Here is a 15050-nt window from a genome sequence, read left to right on the forward strand (position 1 = left end):
CCTCTATTCCGGCATCCGCTTCGCCCGTTTTTTCACCAAATACAAAAACAAAAGAAACAATACGTAAACCGATACGATGGCGGCGATAAACGGAACGTTGATCCCTGTTTTTTCCCGCAGTTTGTACACTTCCGCCGTTTCGCGGTCGAGCACAAGATCGTATCCGTCGCCATCGCCGCGGACGAGATCGTCCAATAAAAAGCCGCGCAGTTCCTTGTTTTTTGGCAGCTGGTCGTTCGTTAGGTGAACGTGCTGCGTTTCGCCCGTGTTGTTGATGGCGATAACCGTTGTTTCATCTTCATATTGCCGTTTCCACACCGCCATGCCGTCTTTTTCATACAGGAGCGTAAAATCGCCGCGCCGCAAAGACGGCAGCTGTTGGCGGAGCGGGCCGATTTTTTTCAAGTAATCGATGATCTCCGGATCGGCGCGGAAATCCATCAAGCGGCGGTTGTCCGGATCTTGGCCGCCGTTCATGGCGATTTCCGTTCCGTAATACATGATCGGGATGCCGGGGGCGGTGAACAAATACGTCATCGCCAGCTTGATGCGTGAAATCGGATTGTTGCGGTTGTCAATCGAAAGTTTCGTAAACCGCACGGTATCGTGATTGTCCAAAAACGTCCCGAGCAAGTACGGGCGGTCGTAAAACGTTTTGTTGTATTCCCAGACGTCATACAACGGCCGGAGCGATGCATCGCGCCTAGCAAGCGACTGCTTCACCGCGCCATACAGCGGATAATCGACAAAACCGTCGATGCCGTATTGGCCGTACTCGGCAATATAGCGCGGATCGTCGCTCCACACTTCGCCAAGAAGGAAAAAGTCTTGTTTCACCGATTTCACTTCTTTGGCAAACTCCTGCCAAAATGATTTTGGCACATGGCGCACCGTATCGAGGCGATAGCCGTCAATGTCCGTTTCTTTGATCCACCATTTGGCCGCATCGATTAAATATTTCTTGACTTCTGGATTTTCCTGCGCTAAATCCGGCAGCCCATACACCCATCCGTTTTCTAGTTGTGTTTGATCATTCCAGTCGAAAATCTCTTTTTTCGGATGGAACCAATCTTTTTTCGCCGGGTCGCGAAGCCATGGATGGTCGTAGCCGACATGGTTGGCGACAAAGTCCAAGATGACTTTCATATGGCGCTTGTGCGCTTCTTTGACAAGCGTCTTCAAATCATCCAGCGTGCCGAAATGCGGATCGACGCGATAAAAATCTTTGATCCAATACCCGTGGTATCCGCCCGGCATGTTTTCGAAAATCGGCGTCAGCCAAATGGCCGTAAATCCCATCTCCTTGATGTAATCGAGTTTCGCCGTCACCCCTTTCAAGTCGCCGCCGAAATACCCTTTCGGATCGTTGACATTGACGCCCTTGTCATTCGTCGGATCCATATTGTTAAACCGGTCGACCATAATGAAATAAATCGCTTCATCTTGCCACGTCCGTTCTTCTTTCTCCGCCGCCTGCACCGGCCATGCATAAAAAAGAAGGAACGGAAGGACGAGCAGCATAAAGAGCCGGTTCCCCATTTCCATTCCTCCCTTCCCGATTCATTTGCTCATTCGGAAACGGGTAAGCCCACTATTTATGATAGCGGTTCTTACCCTTTTGTGCCACCGGCCGTTAAGCCGGAAATCAAATACCGTTGCAGGAACAAAAAGACGACGGCGATCGGCGCGGCAATCAAAATCGAGCCGGCGGCAAAGCGGGTGAAGTTGTTCGCGAACCGGTCGCTGATAAAGTTGAACAGCCCGACCGCCAGCGTAAATTTGTCCGGATCGCGCAAGACGATCGACGGCAGCAAAAAGTCGGTGAACGGCGCCATGAAGTTAAACAAGGCGACAACGGCTAAAATTGGCTTGGCTAAGGGCAGCATAATGCGGAAAAAGACGCCGAAGTGGCCGGCACCGTCGATGCGCGCCGCCTCATCCAGCTCGCGCGGAATCGTATCAAAGTAGCCTTTGACCAGCCACGCGTTAAACGGGATTTGCCCCCCGACGTAAATAAGAATGAGCCCCCAAAGCGAATCGAGCAAATGGAGCATATTGAGCAAAATATAGATCGCGACCATCGCCATGAGCGACGGAAACATTTGCAACACTAAAAACAAATACAGCCCCGTTTTCCGCCCGACGAATTTGTAGCGCGAAAACGCATAGGCGATGAGCGCCGTGAAAAAGACAGATAACACCGCATTGGCCGCAGCGACAAACAAGCTGTTTTTATACCAAAGCAAATAATCGCTGTTCGGACTGGTAAACAACCACTTATAGTGCTCAAACGACCACTTCTCCGGGATGAGCGACGCCGAATACAGGCTCGTTCCTGGATTGAGCGACATACTGATCGTCCAAAGGAGCGGATAGGCGATGACGATAAACATGAAAGCGATAAACAAATAAATAAGCGCTACTTCCACGTGCGATTTCCATTTGCGGTTCATCAAATGTTCCCCTCCTCTTTAAAGGAACGGGTGCGCCGGAACTGGTAAATGGCAAACCCGCTGACGATCAAGCCGATGATGAGCGAGATCGCCGCTGCCATATTGTAGTTGTTCGTCGTGAACGTCAAATCGTACACCCATGAAATGAGAATGTCCGTTCCGCCGGCGTTTTGCCCGCGCACCGCAGGCCCCCCGTCGTTGAACAAATAGATGATGTTAAAGTTGTTGAAATTGCCGGCGTATTGCATAATCAACAGCGGTGCGGTCGCATACAGGACGTGCGGCAAAGTGATCGATTTGAACTTTTGCCAGCGCGTCGCCCCGTCGATGTCGGCCGCTTCGTACCAGTCGCGGGAAATGCTTTGCAAAACGCCGGTAAACAGCGCAAAGACGAACGGAAAGCCAAGCCACGTCTGAATCAAAATGAGCGCGACTTTCGTCCAAAACGGGTCGGTCATCCATGGGATCGACAATCCGAACAAACTCAACACTTCACGGTTGATGGCGCCGAATTTGTCGTTAAACATCGCCGCAAACACTAAAATTGTAACAAACGCCGGCACGGCCCACGGCAAAATGAGCACCGTGCGGATGAAACGCTTGAACTTGATGCGCGGGTCGTTGACAAGCAACGCCAAAAACAGTCCAAGGGCGATTTGCATCGTTGTCGCGACAACTGTCCAAACGATTGTCCACGCGAGGACGCTAAAAAACGTGCTTTTCCAAATCGGAATCGACACTAAGTTTTTGAAATTTTCCAATCCAACCCAATTCAATAAATGCCGCGGCGGCGAGTGGTACAAGTTGTAATCGGTGAACGCGAGCGACACCATAAACAACAGCGGCAGCACAACGATAAACAACAGCATCACAAGCCCGGGCGTCACAAAGATGTACGGAAACCCCCGATCCCACGCATGACGGCACGATTCAATCAGCGTTGGAAACGGTTCGCCCCTTTGCCGGCGGCGGGCGTCGTTGCGTGCATCAATGATGTTCGCAATATGCAGGGCGGCGGCAAATGCGATGATGATGACCGACATCAACCCTTGAATCAACAGAAAAATCGAATGATCCAACATCGGGATTTCGCCAAGCGTCACAAGCCCCCACAGCCCGATGTTTAAAAAGTTGTAAAACGTCAGCAAAAACGAAGCTTCAATGATGATGAACAAGATGCCTTTGACATACCGGCGGTTGTACAACTGCCCAAGGCCGGCAAACAACAAAGACAGCGCCATCGCCACCGCCGGCCGATGGCGGACGTTTGCTTCCGGCATTCCAATCCCCCCTATCATATGGATAAGAATAGTGGATAGGGCTGATCCTATCCACCACGACATCACTCGTTATTTTCCAGCGCCGCTGGCGGCGATTTTATCTTGAATCGTTTTCACTGCCTCACCGAGCACCGCTTTCGGGTTGTCGCCTTTCGCGATAAATTGCAACGCATTGCCCATCGGCTCCCACACTTGCGACATTTCCGGCACGTTCGGCATCGGCTCGCCGTATTGGATTTGCTCCGCAAAACCGGCGATCAGCGGGTCGTTCGTGATTTTTTCGTTCGTCAACGCTTTTTGGTTTGCTGGCATTTCGCCCGCCACTTCATAGTAATGAAGCGAATTTTCTTCGTTCGTGACAAACTTCATGAAGTCGACCGCCCATTCTTTGTTTTGCGAATAGGCTGATAACATCCATGTTTTCACGCCGACGAACGATTTCGGATGCTCGCCGTTGTCTAAGACCGGCAGCGGCGCCGTCGCCAATTTGTCGCCCAACGCTTCTTTATACGACGGGATGTTCCATGGTCCGGTGATGGCAACGGCCACATTTCCTTTCGTAAACAGCCCGTTCATAATATCGCCGGTGATTTCTTTCGGAATGTAGCCGTTTTTAAACCACGATTGGACGAGCTCGGCTCCTTTGACGGCTCCATCATTCGCGAGCCCAATGTCGCTTATGTCGTATTTGCCGTTTTCATTTTTAAACACATAGCCGCCATAGCCGGCGAAGAACGGATAAACGAAATAGAAATTCGCCGCTTCCATTAAAAAGCCGTATTGGTCTTTGGCCGCATTCGTTTTTTCCTTGGCGATCTTCATCAAGTCATCCATCGTTTTCGGCGCTTCCGGCACTAAATTTTTATTGTAGAACACGCCGTATGTTTCAACGACCATCGGCACGCCATACGTTTTCCCGTCATATGTTACCGCGTTGATGGCCGTCGGACTGTACTCGCCTTTCGCATCGCCAAGGTCGACTGGATCGGCCAATCCTTGCAGCACAATGTCGCCGATGCGGTCATGCGGCTGGTAGAACACATCCGGCCCTTTGCCAGCCGGTCCGTCGAGCGCTAGTTTTTTCGTTTGATCGAGCATGTTGACCCCAACCATCTCGATTTTGATTCCGGTTTTTTCTGTGTACTTTTGGAAAATATCTTTTAATGCTTGTTTCTGCTTTTCGTCGTCGTTCACCCAAACGACCAGTTTGTCCGGTTTTTCCGCCTTTTCGGTCGTTCCTTGACTTTCTTTCGGCTGTTGAACGTCCCGTTTCGGTCCGCAGGCAGCGAGCACGCCCACGAGCAGCACAGCCATGAGAAACAAAGACAATGTTTTCTTCATGCTCTCCCTCCTCTTTTGATCGACTCTTTTTCAGTGCAACCATAGCGAAACCGTTTGCGCATTAAAATCGCAATCACTCCAATGAAAACGATTGCACCTTTCAACTCTATTATATCGTCTATTTTTCATTTTACAAGACCCGTGGTGCTAGATAAAACTCAGACAAGCATAAAAATAGCCCTTGCTGGCGGATCTCCAGTAGAATGAAAGTGTCACCCAACATTCGAAAGGAGAGATCCCCCATGCAAGAGCACTTTCATTTTACTACAGATCCAGCCAAACTTCAAAAACAATATGCCGCTATTTTCTGTTTTGTTTCTGCCCAACTGTCGTTGATTCAAATGTATCTTCATCGCCGCAACCGTCACTTGGTCAAGCAAGAAGACGAAGTGGTCATGGCGGTTCACCTTTTGGGGAAGCTGCTGGGCTTTTCTTCCGAACGAGCCTGGCATCGTTTTGTCACGGGAAATTTGTTCACAAACGGCTCGTTTCTTGAACGCTCCCGATACAACCGCCGCTGCCGAGCGCTTGGTTTCGCCATCAAATGGATCCGTCATGAGCTGGCGAAACGTGGCCAACACCATGCTTATGCGGTCGTCGACAGCTTGCCTCTTCCGTTGTGCCATCCCGCAAGAATGCAGCGCGTCAAGCGGTTTCGAGGGATCGCGGATATGGGGTATTGTGCTTCCAAAAAGCAATGGTACTACGGTTTCAAGCTGCATCTTCAAGTGACCAATCAAGGGCTGGCCATGGGCTATGTCGTGACGGAAGCGTCCTGCCACGACGTCAAAGCCGCTGAAACGGTGATGACTCAAATCCCTCATCCCTACAACTTTGGGGACAAAGGGTACATCAGCCACGCTCTTCGAGAAAAGCTGTACGAAGAACACCAAGCCGCGTTCTGGACACCGTCTCGACACAATCAAAAGCACGGCCCATCCAAGGCATGGGAAGAATGGATCAGGAAAAAACGCAAAGTCATCGAGACGGTGTTTTCGATTCTCGTAGACCAATACCGGATCACCGACATTCGAGCGAATTCCATTGCCGGGTTTGAAGTGGCACTCGATGGCATCTTGTTGGCTTATTCCTTGGTCACACTAGGGCTGGTTGAGCGCTGACGCTCAACTAGCACCACGGGTTTTACAAGCTTATTTTCTATGAAATTTGACTTTTTTTTTACATTGGCGTACGCTTTGTTTAACGGAAGTCTATCATGCAAACGATTGCTTTTACCCAAATTGGATTCAAGAGGGGGAACGATGATGCAAAAAGAAGCCATTCACCACCGCCCGACTGACAACTTCGCCTATGCCTATGATGGCGAAACGCTTCATCTTCGGCTTCGGACAAAAAAAGATGATGTTGATCGGGTGGAGCTGTTGCACGGCGACCCGTACGAGTGGCAAGACGGCGCCTGGCAGTTTCAAACGATGCCGATGCAGAAAACGGGAAGCGACGAACGATTTGACTATTGGTTCGCCGAGGTCAGACCGCCATATCGGCGGCTGCGCTATGGGTTTGTGCTTCGAGCTGGGGGCGAACAACTGGTCTATACGGAAAAAGGATTTTACCATGAAGCTCCGAGCGACGACACCGCTTACTACTTTTGCTTTCCCTTTCTTCATCGGGTCGACCTGTTCCAAGCGCCGGGCTGGGTAAAAGACACCGTATGGTATCAAATTTTCCCTGAGCGGTTCGCCAACGGCAACCCGGCCATCAGTCCGGAAGGAGCGCGGCCGTGGGGAAGCGAAGACCCAACGCCGACAAGTTTTTTTGGGGGGGATTTGCAAGGAATTATCGACCATCTCGATTACTTGGCTGACCTTGGCATCACCGGCCTTTACTTGACGCCGATTTTCCGCGCGCCGTCGAACCATAAATACGACACCGCTGATTATTTTGAAATCGACCCGCACTTTGGGGACAAAGAGACGTTGAAAACACTTGTCAAGCGCTGCCATGAAAAAGGGATCCGCGTCATGCTCGATGCAGTCTTCAACCATTGCGGCTATGAGTTTGCCCCGTTTCAAGATGTGCTGAAAAACGGCGCAGCCTCTCGGTATAAAGATTGGTTCCATATTCGCGAGTTTCCGCTCCAAACCGAGCCGCGCCCGAACTACGACACATTTGCGTTCGTGCCGCACATGCCGAAACTCAACACCGCTCATCCGGAAGTGAAGCGCTACTTGCTTGATGTCGCGACATACTGGATTCGCGAGTTTGATATTGACGGCTGGCGGCTCGATGTGGCGAACGAAATCGATCATCAATTTTGGCGCGAATTCCGGCAGGCAGTGAAGGCGCTAAAGCCCGATGTGTACATTCTCGGCGAGATTTGGCATGACGCCATGCCTTGGCTGCGCGGCGACCAGTTTGACGCCGTCATGAACTACCCGTTCACGGACGGGGCGCTTCGCTTTTTCGCGAAAGAGGAAATCAGCGCCCGCCAGTTTGCCGATATCATGATCCGACTTCTTCATTCGTATCCGAAACAGGTGAACGAAGCGGCATTCAACTTGCTTGGCAGCCATGATACACCAAGGCTGCTTACGGTTTGCGGCGGCGACGTCCGCAAAGCGAAGTTGTTGTTTTTGTTCCAGCTGACGTTCACTGGTTCGCCGTGTATTTACTATGGCGATGAGATCGGCATGACGGGTGGAAACGATCCGGAATGCCGGAAATGTATGGTGTGGGATCCGGAGCACCAAAACCGCGAACTGTTGGCGCATGTCAAGCGGCTGATTGCGCTAAGGAAGCAGCACCGGGCGCTCCGGCGCGGAGATGTCTCCTTTCTTTCCGCCGACGACAACCCTAACCATCTCGTGTATGAAAAAATTGACGGCGCTGAAACCGTGCTCGTCATCATCAACCGAAGCAATGATGCCGCCGACATTCCGCTCCCGCTCGACCTTCGCGGAAAATGGCTTGTTGACCTCTTGACCGGAGAGCGGTTTGCGGCCGAGGCGGAAACGCTTTGCGCCTCTTTGCCTCCGTATGGGTTTGTGCTCTATAAAGTTGAAAGCTGGTAAGATGGCGCAGCCATGTGTTGCTTTGATCACAAACCGGTGCAGCGGTTCGCTGCGCCGGTTTTATGTACGCCTAGCCATGCGCCGGTATTCGGTCGGGGTCATCCCTTCCATCTTTTTGAATACACGCGAAAAATACGCGCCATCATCAATGCCGACCCGCTTGGCAACCGCCTCGACTGTTTCATTCGTTTCCGCAAGCCATTGCTTGGCTTTCGACAGGCGGTAATACGTCAAATAACGGCTAAATCCCATGCCCATCGTTTTTTGCATACAGCGGGTGATGTAATCGGGATGAAAACGGAGCCCTTTCGCAAGCATTTCGAGCGTAATCGGCTCGTTGAAATGTCGTTCGATGTACGCCACCGCCGCCGCACTGACTTGTTCCGCTGCACTTGGGACGGACAGCTCCTGCTTTTGCAAGTGCCAAAGAAATTCCACAAACAAAAGCAGCTGTCGGAGCGGCCGGTCCATATCCCGCTCCACGTTCGGCTCGACAAGTTGGGCGAGCAGCTGTTCGGCGCGCTCCCGTTGTTTCAGCTCCCCATATTGACGGATCGAAAGCCGGTATTGGATTGGCTCAGTGTACGTCGCCTCTTTTTCCATCACCGTTTGCCGGCTCGCCGGGCAGTCCGGAGCAACCGTGTAGTCCGGCAGCAAAAAGTGCAGCCAAACAAGCTCCGTTTTCTCTTCACACGGGCGGTGTCCGTAATGTTCGCGGCCGGGGATCAACAGCAAATATTGCCCGCTGCCGATGGCAAACTCGCGCCCGTTTTCCGTCATATACAAACAGCCTTGTTTCACATACAGCAAGTCAAATACGGTAAACGTGCGGCGAAAATGCCGTTTTCCTTTTGGAAATACGCTTTCCGCCCCTTTAATAAACACCGGCAGCGGTGGCAGCGAAAACGTAACATAATGCATTGTCCCCTCTCTCCTTGTCGGAAATGTGCAAGTGAAATCGCTTCTTTCTCTTTCCATTATGCAGCAAACTAGCTAAACTGAGTATATCGTTCAAGTCGGAATTTGAAAAAGGAGTTGTCTCAATATGCGCCAAGAGGCAAAAACATGGTCACTGTTCTCGTTAACGTGGCCGATTTTTATTGAAACGTTGCTTTATATGGTCATGGGCAACGCTGATACACTTATGCTCAGCCAGTACTCGGATCATGCGGTCGCCGCCGTCGGGGTGGCGAACCAAATCATCGCGTTAACGATCGTGCTGTTCAACTTCGTTGCCTTGGCGACCGCCGTACTTGTCGCCCAATACTTAGGCGCCCGGCGGGAGCAAGAAGCCATTGACGTGTCGCGCGTATCCCTTGCCGCCAATTTGCTGTTTGGGTTGCTGCTAAGCGCCGTTCTCGCCGCGTTTAGCCGGCCGATTTTGCGGCTGATGGGGCTGCCGGCTGAGCTGTTTGACGAGGGGAGCAGCTATTTGGCGATTGTCGGCGGGTTTTTGTTCATCCAAGCGCTGATGATGACGGTCGGCGCCATCTTAAAAAGCTACGGCTTTACACGTGATACGATGTATGTCACGATCGGCATGAATGTACTCAATGTCATCGGAAACTACTTCCTTATTTTCGGCTCATTTGCTCTTCCTCCTCTTGGGGCGGAAGGAGCTGCTATTTCAACAGCAGCCAGCCGGTTGGCCGGCTTTGTTGTGCTCGTTGCCTTATTGCGCAAACGAACAGGTATTGCACTCGCGCCGCGTGCCTTTTGCGCCCTGCCGTTTCGCCACTTTCGTTCGCTATTGAAAATCGGTGTGCCGTCAGCCGGCGAGCACCTTTCCTACAATACAGCGCAAATGGTGATCACCTATTTGATTACGTGGCTGGGCGCCGAGGCGCTAACGGTACGAGTGTATACGCAAAACATTATGATGTTCGTCTTTTTGTTCGGCATCGCCATCAGCCAAGGGACGCAAATCCTTGTCGGCCATTTTGTTGGCGCCGGGCGGTATGAGGAAGCGTACGCCCGTTGTTTAAAAAGTTTGTACAGCGCCATTGGCATGTCCGTGTTGCTTGCTACAGCCGCCTATTGGTTCGCCGAACCGCTGCTCTCCTTCTTTACTGATGACGCGTCGATGATTGGGCTTGGGCGCAAACTGTTGCTTTTAACCATCATCCTTGAGCCGGGGCGGTCGTTTAATCTCGTCATCATCGGCTCGTTGCGGGCAGCCGGAGATGTGCAATTTCCGGTCTATATGGGCATTTTGTCGATGTGGGGCGTCGGGGTCACAGTGGCATACATCTTCGGCATTGCCCTTGGGTTTGGCCTTGTCGGCATTTGGCTGTCGTTCATCGCCGACGAATGGTTGCGCGGACTGTTGATGCTTCGGCGCTGGCGGTCGCGCGTCTGGATGAAAAAGACGGTGGCGCCGCAAGCGAAAATGGCATGAAGCCTCCCGCCACGAAAATAAGGGGCTGACCCAAAACGCGAATGCGTTTTGGGATCAGCCCCCACTTTTTTGCCTCAAATATAGAAGAATCGCCCTTTTTTCTGGTAGAATAGAGTCACCAAAACCACTACCACCGAAAGAAGGGCGATTCTTTTATGAAACATGATCATATTTCCTTTAAAGAGTATACCATGGACAACCTCTCTTTGCCAAGCAACATCGCCGATCTCATTCCACGGGATAACATGGCCCACGTGGTTCATGAGATGGTTGAACGCATCCCGATGGAGACGTTTCTTGCTTACTACAAAGGAGGGGGCGCCTCCGCCTATCATCCGAAAATGATGACCAAAATTCTCCTTTACGCTTACACCCAAAAAATGTATCATGGCCGTGAGATTGCACGGCAGCTCGAAGTCCACCTTCCCCACATGTGGCTAAGTGGATTTCAAAAGCCGGACTTCCGCTCCATCAATCGGTTTCGTTCGGAGCGGATGAAAGACCTGATTGACGACCTGTTCCGGGAAATGATCACGCTGCTCGTGGCCGACGGCTATGTCAAGATGGAAGATTATTTTGTGGATGGAACGAAAATTGAAGCGAATGCCAACCGGTACACCTTCGTTTGGCGCAAATCGGCTGAGAAGTACCAGGAGAAACTCCAAGCCAATGTCGATCGGCTGATTGCCCAGATCGAGGCGATCGTGGAAGAAGAAAAGGCGGAAGACATCGACCCTTCGCCGGCCTTTACGTCAGAAGAAATCCGAAAGAAAACCGAGGAGTGGGAAAAACGGTTGGAGGCCGAGCCGGACAACCAATCGTTGAAGAAGGCCATCAAGAAGATGAAGGAGGACTACTTGCCCCGCAGTGAAAAGTATGAACACCAACTCCATGTATGCGGGGATCGCAACAGCTATTCCAAGACCGATGTGGATGCCACCTTCATGCGGTTGAAGGAGGATCACATGCGAAACGGCCAGCTCAAGCCGGCCTATAACGTACAGGTGGGTTCTTCCGGCCAATTTATTTTGGGGTATTCCCTTCATCAGAGGCCGGGCGACACTCGTTGTCTTCTCCCGCATTTGGAGACCGTTCGAGAGAAGTACGGCGTGGAACCCGAACGTTTGATCGCTGACGCGACTTATGGCTCGGAAGAGAACTACGTGAAGCTGGAAGAGAAGCACATATCGGCCTTGATCAAGTACCATACGTATGAGAAGGAGAACACGCGCAAGGTCAAGAAAAATCCGCATCATCAGCAGAATTGGACCTATGTGGAAGAAGAAGACGTTTGGATTTGCGCCAATGGGAAAAAGCTGGTTCGCACCGGAACTTCGAAACAGACCACGGAATCAGGATACACCTCGGTCACCCGACACTACCAATGCCATGAATGCGAAGGATGTCCGTTCCGTTCGGCCTGCACGACTTCCAAGTATGGACGAACCACGCAATGGAACCCCGTCTATCATGAACAAAAACAGAAAGCCCGCGAACGGTTGGAGAGTGAAGAAGGGCAAGCCCGATACCGCCAACGCCAAACCGACATTGAGAGTGTATTTGGGCAAATCAAACAAAATCGCGGGTTTCGTCGCTTTGTCCTGCGAGGCCTCCAAAAAGTTTCCATCGAATGGGGGCTGGTTTGTGCTGCCCACAATCTTCTCAAAAAAGCCGCTAGGGACAAGCAATTGTCCTTGGTGGCGTAAATGAGGGGGAGAACAGAGTCGGAATTTTGTTCCGTTTGGTAAAATATACAAAAACCAGAGAGGGCTGACTCCAAAAGTCCGCTTTTTGGCGGACTTTTGGGTCAGCCCCTTATTCTTTAATATGAATGCCGTAATGGTCAAACCAAACGTGCACTTGGCCAAGGTAGGCAAGCAGTTGCGGACCGGTCATGAGCTGCCCAAACCAAGGCACTTGGAACGACTTCCCTTCTGTTTCAATGAGCGCCAACAATTTTTCCCGGTCGAAAAACTCGTGCAAAACCGAAGAGCGGTCATGGAGCAACTGCTCAAGCCATTGCTTGACAAGTTTCGTATATAGAGGATGGTGCGTTTTCGGATATGGGCTTTTTTTCCGGTAGAGCACCTCTTCGGGAAGCAATCCCTCGAGCGCTTTTCGCAAAAGGCCTTTTTCTCGTCCTCCATACATTTTCATATCCCACGGAATGTTCCAAACGTATTCGACAATGCGATGGTCAGCGAACGGCACACGCACTTCCAAGCTTGCTCCCATGCTCATCCGGTCTTTTCGGTCAAGGAGCGTCGTCATAAACCAAATCATATTTAAATAAAACAGCTCGCGCCGCTTCGCTGCTTCCGCACTTTCCCCTTCCAGGCGCGGCACTTCGGCAATCGTCTGTTCATAGCGCATTTGCACGTAATCGTCGAGGCGGAGCTTTTGCCGCCATTCTTCCTTTAACAACCCGATACGCGCCTCAATCGAGCGCATCCATGGAAATCCTTTGCGCGCCAAATCGTCCGGGCGATGAAACCATGGGTAGCCGCCAAAAATCTCATCGGCGCATTCTCCAGACAAACTGACGACAAACTGCTCGCGAATTTGTTTGCAAAACCAAAGAAGCGACGAATCGACATCAGCCATGCCCGGAACGTCGCGGACGATGACGGCTTCATGCAAATGGCGGAACAGTTCTTCTTGCGTGATCACACAGCGATGATGAACCGTTTGAAATTGGTTTGACACCTGTTCGATAAATGGCGCATCCGTGTTTGGTTGAAAATCGTTGGCTTTGAAATACTGGTCGTTTCCTTCATAATCGATCGAGTAGGTGTGCAGCGGCCCTTTTCCATCTGCCGCGAAAGCATTGGCGGCAATCCCTGTAATGGCGCTTGAATCGACTCCACCGGATAGAAATGTGCAGACCGGCACATCGGAAACGAGTTGGCGCGTGACCGCATCCGTCAATAGAAAGCGCAGCTTTTCGACCGTTTCCTCGAACGAATCGCGGTGGACGTCGCTTTCGACATTCCAATACCGCCAAATGCGAAGCCCGCTGCGAGAGAACGTGAGCGCATGTGCCGGGCGCAGCTCTCGAATGTCGTCAAACACACCGTGCCCCGGTGTGCGCGACGGCCCGAGGCCGAACACTTCGGCGAGTCCTTCATAATTGACTTCTGCCTTTACATCGGGATGGGCCAAAATGGCTTTCACTTCCGAGCCGAACAGCAGCCCCCCGCCATCTTCTCGATAAAACAAAGGTTTTACTCCGAGACGGTCGCGCGCCATAAATAGCTGCTCCCGTTCTTCATCCCAAACGGCAAAGGCAAAAATGCCGTTGAGCCAGTCAACACATTGTTCTTTCCATTCGATATAAGCGGCGAGCAGCACTTCCGTATCGGAGTGGCCGTCAAACCGGTAACCTTTATGCAACAGCTCCTTCCGGATGTCTTCCGTATTGTACAGCTCGCCATTGTAAACGATTGTGTAACGCCGTCCGTTTTTGTTCCGGATCATCGGTTGTTTGCCGCCAGCCGGGTCAACCACAACGAGCCGCTTATGCCCGAACGCGGCATGGACGTCAAGCCATGTATTTGTATCATCCGGCCCGCGTTTCGCGAGCGTCTCTGTCATCTCGGCAATCGTTTTCCGCTCACGGCGCAAATCGCGCCCGAAATGCACCCAGCCAGTAATGCCACACATACAAACCAATCCTTTCTTTTTATCAAAGATGGCAAGTTCTCACCCGTTTCCATCATTTCGTCCGTTCTTTTTCACGATCGTTTCCAGCGATCGCTCCTTTGATTCACGATGGTTCTCCACGTCGGCATGATTCCATTTTATGCACCACGGGTCATTTCGATGAATTGTCCGATGTCAACAATAACGTGAATAAACGGACGAAAAGGTGGAAAAAAAGAGAAGTACAAGGAGGATGAGAGACATTGAATATTGAAGAGCGCCTGCAGTACATTGCTGAACAGCCGCGGGCTTACGTGCAAGGAACAGCGGAGTTTGTCAACAATGAATGGGTGTTTTTTGATGAGGAAGCAGAGGAAGCGGCGTTAGTCGAGGAGATGGCCCAGCAAGGGATTGAACTGTTCCGCTATGGGCATTGGCTGTCCGGACGGTGGCAGGAAAACGGCACGATCGCGACCGACCTCGGCATCTTCCCCCTCACTGACGGCGACCGCATCCGCTTCCGCAAACAGCTGACATACGCGTACCGGCAATGGATTGCCTCACTTCCCAATCCGTCCTTTTTTCAATACGTCCAATGGCTGAACCATCTTGGGTTTTCGCTTTACGACTGCCTGTACTGCTACAACGGCTTATTGTTTGCCAAATCATCCGGCGTCAATTTTATGATCTATGACAATACAGAGCAAATCGCCAGCGTCCATCATTACTATGAACGCGGGCCGATGCCGGCCGACCGATTTGAAATAACATTCAACAGCGGCGAACGGGCGATTTGCGCCCAAATAGGCTGAGGACAAAAGCGGCCGGGCGGGTTCCCGCTGTTGACCGAACGTCTCCGCCTCGTGCCACAGGCTGCCGCCTCCTTTTTTCAAGGCGGTGGGCA

Annotated in this window: 11 protein-coding genes; 5 read left to right on the plus strand and 6 right to left on the minus strand. The window is 51.6% G+C overall.

The features are described 5' to 3' along the window. Positions 1–3: 3 nt before the first annotated feature. The 4 genes from CWI35_RS06625 to CWI35_RS06640 all read right to left on the minus strand — a co-directional run bounded on the left by CWI35_RS06625 (position 4) and on the right by CWI35_RS06640 (position 5074). On the minus strand, positions 4–1539 hold the full coding sequence (locus tag CWI35_RS06625; RefSeq protein WP_095858946.1) for an alpha-amylase family glycosyl hydrolase: 1536 nt from the start codon (positions 1537–1539) through the stop codon (positions 4–6). 71 nt (positions 1540–1610) lie between these two features. Beyond that, complete coding sequence (locus CWI35_RS06630) at positions 1611–2453, minus strand: sugar ABC transporter permease (protein ID WP_063330270.1); 843 nt, start codon at positions 2451–2453, stop codon at positions 1611–1613. Next, positions 2453–3733 carry a carbohydrate ABC transporter permease gene (locus tag CWI35_RS06635; protein WP_021322530.1) on the minus strand — a complete coding sequence of 427 codons (1281 nt, stop codon included), beginning with the start codon at positions 3731–3733 and terminating at the stop codon, positions 2453–2455. The genes CWI35_RS06630 and CWI35_RS06635 overlap by 1 nt, the downstream gene beginning before the upstream one ends. Before the next feature lie 69 nt (positions 3734–3802). Then, complete coding sequence (locus CWI35_RS06640; protein WP_119877613.1) at positions 3803–5074, minus strand: sugar ABC transporter substrate-binding protein; 1272 nt, start codon at positions 5072–5074, stop codon at positions 3803–3805. A gap of 242 nt (positions 5075–5316) precedes the next feature. Here CWI35_RS06640 and CWI35_RS06645 point away from each other — a divergent pair, with 242 nt between their 5' ends. Then, complete coding sequence (locus CWI35_RS06645) at positions 5317–6195, plus strand: IS982-like element ISGsp1 family transposase (protein ID WP_011231214.1); 879 nt, start codon at positions 5317–5319, stop codon at positions 6193–6195. A 144-nt stretch (positions 6196–6339) separates the two neighbouring features. Then, entirely contained in the window at positions 6340–8106 is a 1767-nt protein-coding gene (locus tag CWI35_RS06650; protein ID WP_063330272.1) for an alpha-glycosidase, read from the plus strand. A gap of 60 nt (positions 8107–8166) precedes the next feature. Here the strand turns inward: CWI35_RS06650 and CWI35_RS06655 are convergent, their stop codons facing one another. Continuing rightward, the gene (locus CWI35_RS06655; RefSeq protein ID WP_011230205.1) at positions 8167–9027 is read right to left on the minus strand and encodes an AraC family transcriptional regulator; all 861 of its coding nucleotides are present in this window, start codon (positions 9025–9027) and stop codon (positions 8167–8169) included. A gap of 124 nt (positions 9028–9151) precedes the next feature. Here CWI35_RS06655 and CWI35_RS06660 point away from each other — a divergent pair, with 124 nt between their 5' ends. Then, positions 9152–10504, plus strand: coding sequence for an MATE family efflux transporter (locus CWI35_RS06660; protein ID WP_033024825.1), 1353 nt, complete (start codon positions 9152–9154; stop codon positions 10502–10504). Between the two features lie 155 nt (positions 10505–10659). Further along, complete coding sequence (locus CWI35_RS06665) at positions 10660–12210, plus strand: IS1182 family transposase (protein ID WP_205536312.1); 1551 nt, start codon at positions 10660–10662, stop codon at positions 12208–12210. 109 nt (positions 12211–12319) lie between these two features. On the opposite strand, the gene asnB is transcribed toward CWI35_RS06665, so the two are convergent. Then, entirely contained in the window at positions 12320–14167 is a 1848-nt protein-coding gene (asnB, locus tag CWI35_RS06670) for an asparagine synthase (glutamine-hydrolyzing) (RefSeq protein WP_119877614.1), read from the minus strand. A gap of 242 nt (positions 14168–14409) precedes the next feature. On the opposite strand from asnB, the gene CWI35_RS06675 reads away from it, so the two are divergent. Next, positions 14410–14958: a DUF2777 domain-containing protein gene (locus CWI35_RS06675; protein WP_119877615.1), complete on the plus strand. Its 549-nt coding sequence runs from the start codon at positions 14410–14412 to the stop codon at positions 14956–14958. Positions 14959–15050: the final 92 nt, after the last annotated feature.

The sequence above is a fragment of the [Bacillus] caldolyticus genome, from assembly GCF_003595605.1.
GTDB classification, from domain to species: domain Bacteria; phylum Bacillota; class Bacilli; order Bacillales; family Anoxybacillaceae; genus Geobacillus; species Geobacillus thermoleovorans.

Coding starts and splice junctions, on each gene's coding strand:
- CWI35_RS06625 (WP_095858946.1), bottom strand. CDS start 1,539: ATGGGGAACCGGCTCTTTATGCTGCTCGTCCTTCCGTTCCTTCTTTTT.
- asnB (WP_119877614.1), bottom strand. CDS start 14,167: ATGTGTGGCATTACTGGCTGGGTGCATTTCGGGCGCGATTTGCGCCGT.
- CWI35_RS06640 (WP_119877613.1), bottom strand. CDS start 5,074: ATGAAGAAAACATTGTCTTTGTTTCTCATGGCTGTGCTGCTCGTGGGC.
- CWI35_RS06635 (WP_021322530.1), bottom strand. CDS start 3,733: ATGCCGGAAGCAAACGTCCGCCATCGGCCGGCGGTGGCGATGGCGCTG.
- CWI35_RS06645 (WP_011231214.1), top strand. CDS start 5,317: ATGCAAGAGCACTTTCATTTTACTACAGATCCAGCCAAACTTCAAAAA.
- CWI35_RS06660 (WP_033024825.1), top strand. CDS start 9,152: ATGCGCCAAGAGGCAAAAACATGGTCACTGTTCTCGTTAACGTGGCCG.
- CWI35_RS06630 (WP_063330270.1), bottom strand. CDS start 2,453: ATGAACCGCAAATGGAAATCGCACGTGGAAGTAGCGCTTATTTATTTG.
- CWI35_RS06665 (WP_205536312.1), top strand. CDS start 10,660: ATGAAACATGATCATATTTCCTTTAAAGAGTATACCATGGACAACCTC.
- CWI35_RS06650 (WP_063330272.1), top strand. CDS start 6,340: ATGCAAAAAGAAGCCATTCACCACCGCCCGACTGACAACTTCGCCTAT.
- CWI35_RS06655 (WP_011230205.1), bottom strand. CDS start 9,027: ATGCATTATGTTACGTTTTCGCTGCCACCGCTGCCGGTGTTTATTAAA.